General features: G+C 66.8%; 9 protein-coding genes. 4 read left to right on the top strand and 5 right to left on the bottom strand.

The genetic code is table 11. The features are described from left to right. The 3 genes from ACK59X_RS00335 to ACK59X_RS00325 all read right to left on the bottom strand — a co-directional run. Positions 1–440, bottom strand: a 440-nt coding sequence (locus ACK59X_RS00335; RefSeq protein ID WP_409954462.1) for a Clp protease N-terminal domain-containing protein, incomplete at its 3' end; no start/stop codon positions are given. Positions 441–583: 143 nt separating this feature from the next. Continuing rightward, positions 584–1,078 carry a molybdenum cofactor biosynthesis protein MoaE gene (locus tag ACK59X_RS00330; RefSeq protein WP_409954461.1) on the bottom strand — a complete coding sequence of 165 codons (495 nt, stop codon included), beginning with the start codon at positions 1,076–1,078 and terminating at the stop codon, positions 584–586. Further along, the gene (locus tag ACK59X_RS00325) at positions 1,075–1,305 is read right to left on the bottom strand and encodes a hypothetical protein (RefSeq protein ID WP_007849068.1); all 231 of its coding nucleotides are present in this window, start codon (positions 1,303–1,305) and stop codon (positions 1,075–1,077) included. Before ACK59X_RS00325 ends, ACK59X_RS00330 begins: the two co-directional genes overlap by 4 nt. A 57-nt stretch (positions 1,306–1,362) precedes the next feature. Between ACK59X_RS00325 and ACK59X_RS00320 the strand changes: the two genes are divergently transcribed. From ACK59X_RS00320 to dapA, 4 genes are all read left to right on the top strand, one after another. After that, positions 1,363–1,617 carry a hypothetical protein gene (locus ACK59X_RS00320; protein WP_409954460.1) on the top strand — a complete coding sequence of 85 codons (255 nt, stop codon included), beginning with the start codon at positions 1,363–1,365 and terminating at the stop codon, positions 1,615–1,617. 67 nt (positions 1,618–1,684) lie between these two features. Beyond that, the gene (locus ACK59X_RS00315; protein ID WP_409954459.1) at positions 1,685–2,812 is read left to right on the top strand and encodes an acyltransferase family protein; all 1,128 of its coding nucleotides are present in this window, start codon (positions 1,685–1,687) and stop codon (positions 2,810–2,812) included. A 34-nt stretch (positions 2,813–2,846) separates the two neighbouring features. Then, on the top strand, positions 2,847–3,188 hold the full coding sequence (locus ACK59X_RS00310; RefSeq protein WP_409954458.1) for a hypothetical protein: 342 nt from the start codon (positions 2,847–2,849) through the stop codon (positions 3,186–3,188). 255 nt (positions 3,189–3,443) lie between these two features. Beyond that, entirely contained in the window at positions 3,444–4,316 is an 873-nt protein-coding gene (gene dapA / locus ACK59X_RS00305) for a 4-hydroxy-tetrahydrodipicolinate synthase (RefSeq protein WP_409954457.1), read from the top strand. 12 nt (positions 4,317–4,328) lie between these two features. Here the strand turns inward: dapA and ACK59X_RS00300 are convergent, their stop codons facing one another. Then, positions 4,329–4,580 (bottom strand): MoaD/ThiS family protein, encoded by a 252-nt coding sequence (locus ACK59X_RS00300; RefSeq protein ID WP_409954456.1) that lies wholly within the window; start codon positions 4,578–4,580, stop codon positions 4,329–4,331. Further along, positions 4,577–5,043: molybdopterin-binding protein (locus tag ACK59X_RS00295; protein WP_409954455.1), on the bottom strand; the 467-nt coding region annotated here is incomplete at its 5' end. The genes ACK59X_RS00295 and ACK59X_RS00300, both read right to left, overlap by 4 nt.

The following is a 5,043-nucleotide window of genomic DNA, read 5'->3' as shown; positions in this document are numbered from 1 at the left end:
CTGTAGGGCTTGCCGCGCACGGCCTCGATGGCCGCCTCCAGGCTCTTGCGCGTGAGGCCGTTGTCCTTGGCAATCGTGGCGGCCTCGCCCTTGCTGTCGATCAAGGCCAACAGGAACAGCTCGCTGGCGATGAACTGGTCGCCGCGCTTGATGGCTTCCTTCTCGGTGGCCTGCAGCACGCGGCCGAGCTCCGGCCCGCCCTGCACCTGGTCCTGGCCGTGCACGGCCGGCAGGCGCTTGACGGCGCTCTCCGCGGCGGCCAGCAGGCCCTGCACGTTGACACCGGCGCGCTGCAGCAGCGCACGCGGCCCATCTTCCTGGCGCAGCATGGCCACGAGCATGTGCACGGGCTCGATGTAGGCGTTGTCATTGCCCAGAGCCAGCGTCTGGGCATCGCTCAGCGCTTCCTGGAACTTGGTGGTGAATTTGTCGAGACGCATGGGTGAATGTCCTTCCGAATTGCGTCACACATGGGGACTTTCGGCAAGCATTTCAAGCGTCCCGGGGCGCAACCAGGCCTGCAGCAGTGCCATCCCCCTCCTGTAGGCCCGCATTTGCAGCCGGCATGCCCATTTACCAACACTTACATTGGGGTATTGGCCGCTGCAATGCCCCAGCGTGCCAGCGCAGCGTCGTCGCTCACGCGCGCATCGACCCAGCGCGCGCCCGCCGGTGTGACCTCTTTCTTCCAGAACGGCGCCTGGGTCTTGAGGTAATCCATCAGGAACTCGCAGGCCTCGAAGCTCTGGCCCCGGTGGGCGCTGGTGACCGCCACCAGCACGATCTGGTCGAGCGGCGCGAGCAGCCCCACCCGGTGGACCACGCGCGCACCAAACAGTTCGAAGCGCTCGAAGGCCGCATCGACCATCGCGGCGATGGATTTCTCGGTCATGCCCGGGTAGTGCTCCAGCTCCAGGGAGGCAACGTCGTCGCCGTCGTTGCGGTCGCGCACCGTGCCCACGAAGGCGCACACCGCGCCCACGCGGCGGTCGCCGCGGCGCAGCGCGGCAACCTCGGCCGACAGGTCGAAGTCCGCCGTCTGGATGGAGATGCTGCTGCGCGCCCCGGACAAGCTCATGGCGAGCGGTGCAGGCGGGGGGCGGCCAGCAGGGCGCGCTCTTCCTCCAGCACTTTCTCCAGTTGCACCAGTGCAGGGGTGCGCGGCAGCTTGGCCACCAGGGCCTGCAAACGCGTGACGTCGGTCACCGTCGGGGCCACTTTGACCTGCGCTATGGCAGCAGGGTGGTTGCCTGATTGGATCAACGCCAGTACCTTCGTGGGCCATTCACTCTTGGGTTTTGCCATGGAATTGTTTTTTCTGAACGTCGTTTAGCATCCGGCAGCACTGTACCCCCTTCGCCCATGGCCACACAAACCATCACCACCGAAAAATACAAGCTCTACCCGTCGCCGCGCAACCGCAGCAAGGACATCTTCGCGCACGAGGTGTTCATTCCCCACCCCTATGCCCTGGTCGACCTGGACAGCATGGACCTGGCTGGCAGGACCACGCTGTTTGCCGCCTGCCGCCTGTCGGACATGAAGATGGGCCAGGTGGTGACCTTCGAGCTGGATGCCGACCGGGCGAAGTTCGAGCGCCTGTTCACGCCCGACTGAACCGAACCCTACAACGGAAGCTGCACGCGGCCCGGTAGCCGCCTGCGGGCAACCGACAACCCTCCCCATGAAACTTTCAGACATCACGCAGCGCCTGCCCTCGGTCGAGCACGACAACAACATCGACATCCTGCGCGCCATGGCCATCCTCTCGGTGGCGCTGCACCATTTCTCGGTGTACTCGGGCATCCAGGTGCCCCTGTTCGGCCCGGACGGCGGCGGCATCGGCGTGCAGTTGTTCTTCCTGATCTCGGGCTACCTCATCATTCAGAGCGCCGAGCGCAACACCCTGGGCGACTATGCCAAAGCGCGTTTCTTTCGCATCTTTCCGGTGTACTGGGTGACCCTGGTGGGCATTTTGCTGCTCGAGGTGGCACTGGTTCCCGGGTTCCGCCAAATCGTAGCCAACGACTACCCGCATTTCCTGTTCAACCTGCTGAACCTGCAACAGCTGTCCCTGCGCAGCATCCTGTTCTTCGATCGCGTGCACGTGGGCTGGACGCTCACCGTGGAACTGTTCTGGTACGTGATCGTGGTGGTGCTGGCCCTGCTGGCGCACCGGCTGCGCTGGCGGCATTTCTGGCTGGGTGTGCTGGTGCTGTCCACGCTGATGTCCGTCGCCTGGATCAATACGGCCAAGACCGGCTTGCTTGACATCCTGTACCTGGGTCAGGCCCAACAGGCCGGCATCGAGTTCACTCCGGCGCTGCGGCACGCGCTCATCAATTCCAGCATCGTGAGCTACCTGTACTTCTTCGTGATGGGCACGGTGATCTACCGCTACGAGCCGGTCCTGCGCCGCATTTCCAGCAGCGTTCTGTGGCCTGTGGCACTGGTGCTCCTCCTGATGTGGGCGAAATGGCAGGCCGTCATGGACCTTGCGCCGCAACCCCTGTCGGCCGTGGGCCTGGCCTGCGTATTCATCCTGTCCCTCAGGCTCCCCCCGCTGCAGGACACGCTGTCGCGCTACATCGGCAAGATCTCGTATTCGCTCTACCTCGTGCACGCCAAGGTCATGGTGGTGGTCTACACCCAGCTCCACTGGTCGAGCGCAGCCGGTCACCTCACCGTGATCATCGTCACGTTCCTGCTGGCCACGCTGCTCTACTACGTGGTGGAGCAACCCATGATCGAATATGGCAAGCGCTTTCGCAGCACACGGCGCAGCGGCACTGCCGCCGCCGCCGCGATCTGACCTCGCCTCGCCTTCTCTCCCGCTTTTTCCTGCAATGCACGACGACGACAACCAGATCCACGTTCCCCCGTCCTTCATGGCCGTGTACAGCGACGCGCGCCAGCGCCTGCGCGAACCCGCCAGCGTGGTGCGCACGCGCTACGAGCTGTGCGAGGACCTCGCCGGCCACCTGGTGGAGCATGCGCAGACGCTCTACCACGTGCAGGCCCCGTCCGAGGCCGAGATCCTGCGGCGCATCCATGCCGGGCTGTGCACGGGCGAGTCCGGCGTCTCCATGCCCGAGGCGACCTGGATCGTGACGCGCCTGGCCGAACTGCTGGTCTGGCAGTGCCCCGAGCTGCTGCCCCCGGCCGAGCCCGCCCCGCTGGCAGGCTGACGCTATACTGCACGCCATGGCCACCCGCAGCACCCTGACCCAGAACACCGCATCGGCGGTCGCTGTGCAGCGCGTGGCCAAAGCCAAAAAACCAGAGCTCATCTGACCGGAGCTGTGGTTCCGTCCGGATGAGCGACGGAACCCCTGGCAGAAAGACAGCTCCCTTTTCCCTCTCCCCTTCCTTTCTTTCCTGGTATTCCGCGCGCGCAGCCCGGCGGTTCTTCCCCTGGTCGAACCTTGAAAGGATGTTTTCGCATGCCATCGTATGCCACCCCCACCCGCCCCCTCTTCAGCGGGCTCTGGATCGCCCTGGTCACACCGTTCAAGGACGGCGCGGTGGACCACCCGGCCCTCACCGCCTTGACCGTCCGGCTGCGCGGCCAGGGCGTCGCGGGCTTCGTCGCCTGCGGCTCCACCGGTGAAGCGGCGGCCCTGGACAAGGCCGAGCAGCTGCAAGTCCTGGAGACCGTGCTCGAGGCGGCCGGTGACAGCCCTGTGGTGATGGGTGTCTCGGGCTGCCACCAGGGCCAGGTGCTGGACCAGGTGCAGGCCCTGGCACGCTACCCGCTGGCGGGCCTGCTGGTGTCCGCGCCGCACTACATCCGCCCGTCGCAGGAGGGCCTACTGCACTGGTTTTGCGCCATCGCCGACGCCAGCACCGTGCCCGTGGTCCTCTACGACATTCCCTACCGCACGGGCGCCATGCTCACCACCGAGACGCTGCTGGCGCTGGCGGCACACCCGCGCATCCAGGCCATCAAGGACTGCGGTGGCAGCACCGCCAAGACGCAGGCCCTGATCGCGGACGGCCGCCTCCAGGTACTGACCGGCGAAGACGCGCAGATCTTCCACACGCTGGCACTGGGCGGTGCCGGCGCCATCTCCGCCAGCGCGCAGTGGCAGACGCCACGCTTCGTGGAACTGATGGACCTGCTGCGCGGGGGCGACCTGCCCGGGGCCCGCCGCGCATGGCAGGCCCTGCAACCCTGGATCGAAGCCTGCTTTGCCGAGCCCAACCCCGCCCCGCTCAAGGCCATGCTCGCGCACGCGGGCGAGGTGCGCAACGAGCTGCGTGCGCCGATGATGGCAGCTTCGCCGGCCCTGGTAGAGCGCCTGCGGGCCCTGTAGCCGGGGACAGGATCAACCGCCCGTGACAGGCGGGAAGAACGCCACCTCGGCGCCTTCGCGCAGGATGGCGGCCTCGCCACTCATCACCTGGTCCAGCGCCATGCGCACGGCCCGGCCGCGGGCCAGGCTGTCTGCGTGGGCGCCGCCACGCGCGATGAGTTCATCGCGCAGTGCGCCCAGCGTGGCGGCAGAGGTCTCCACGGCCTCGCTGCCCTGGCCGATGGCTTCGCGGATGGAGGCGAAGTAGCGCACCGTGAGCTTCATGACAGCAAATCCGAAAAGGCGATGAACTGCACAGTGTCACCCGGCGCAATGGTCTGGCCCGCCGGGTTGTCCACCACGCCATCGCCCCAGGCGGCAGAGGTGAGCACGCCCGAGCTCTGGTTGGAAAACAGGTCGAGCCCGCCCTCGGGATGGCGGCGCACGCGCAGGAACTCGCGGCGCTTGTCGGCCTTGGGCCAGGCAAAGCGGGCCACCGCTGGCAGTGGCCGGGGCGCCACGTCCTGCACGCCCTGCAGTCGCAGCACGAAGGGCCGCACCAGCAGGGCAAAGGTCATGTAGCTCGACACCGGGTTGCCCGGCAGGCCGATGAAGGGCGCAGCCCCCCCCCGGCCGTCGGCGACGGGCTTGCCCGGTTTCATGCCGACCTGCCCCAGCACCAGCGACCCCAGCGACTCCCCGGCAGGCTTGACATGTTCCTCTTCGCCCACCGAGACCCCGCCACTGG

Origin of the sequence: Acidovorax sp., from assembly GCF_046339755.1 — a bacterium.
Taxonomy (GTDB): Bacteria; Pseudomonadota; Gammaproteobacteria; order Burkholderiales; family Burkholderiaceae_C; genus Acidovorax.
The sequence above is the reverse complement of the archived record's forward strand: the minus strand, read 5'-3'. Positions and strand labels throughout refer to the sequence as shown.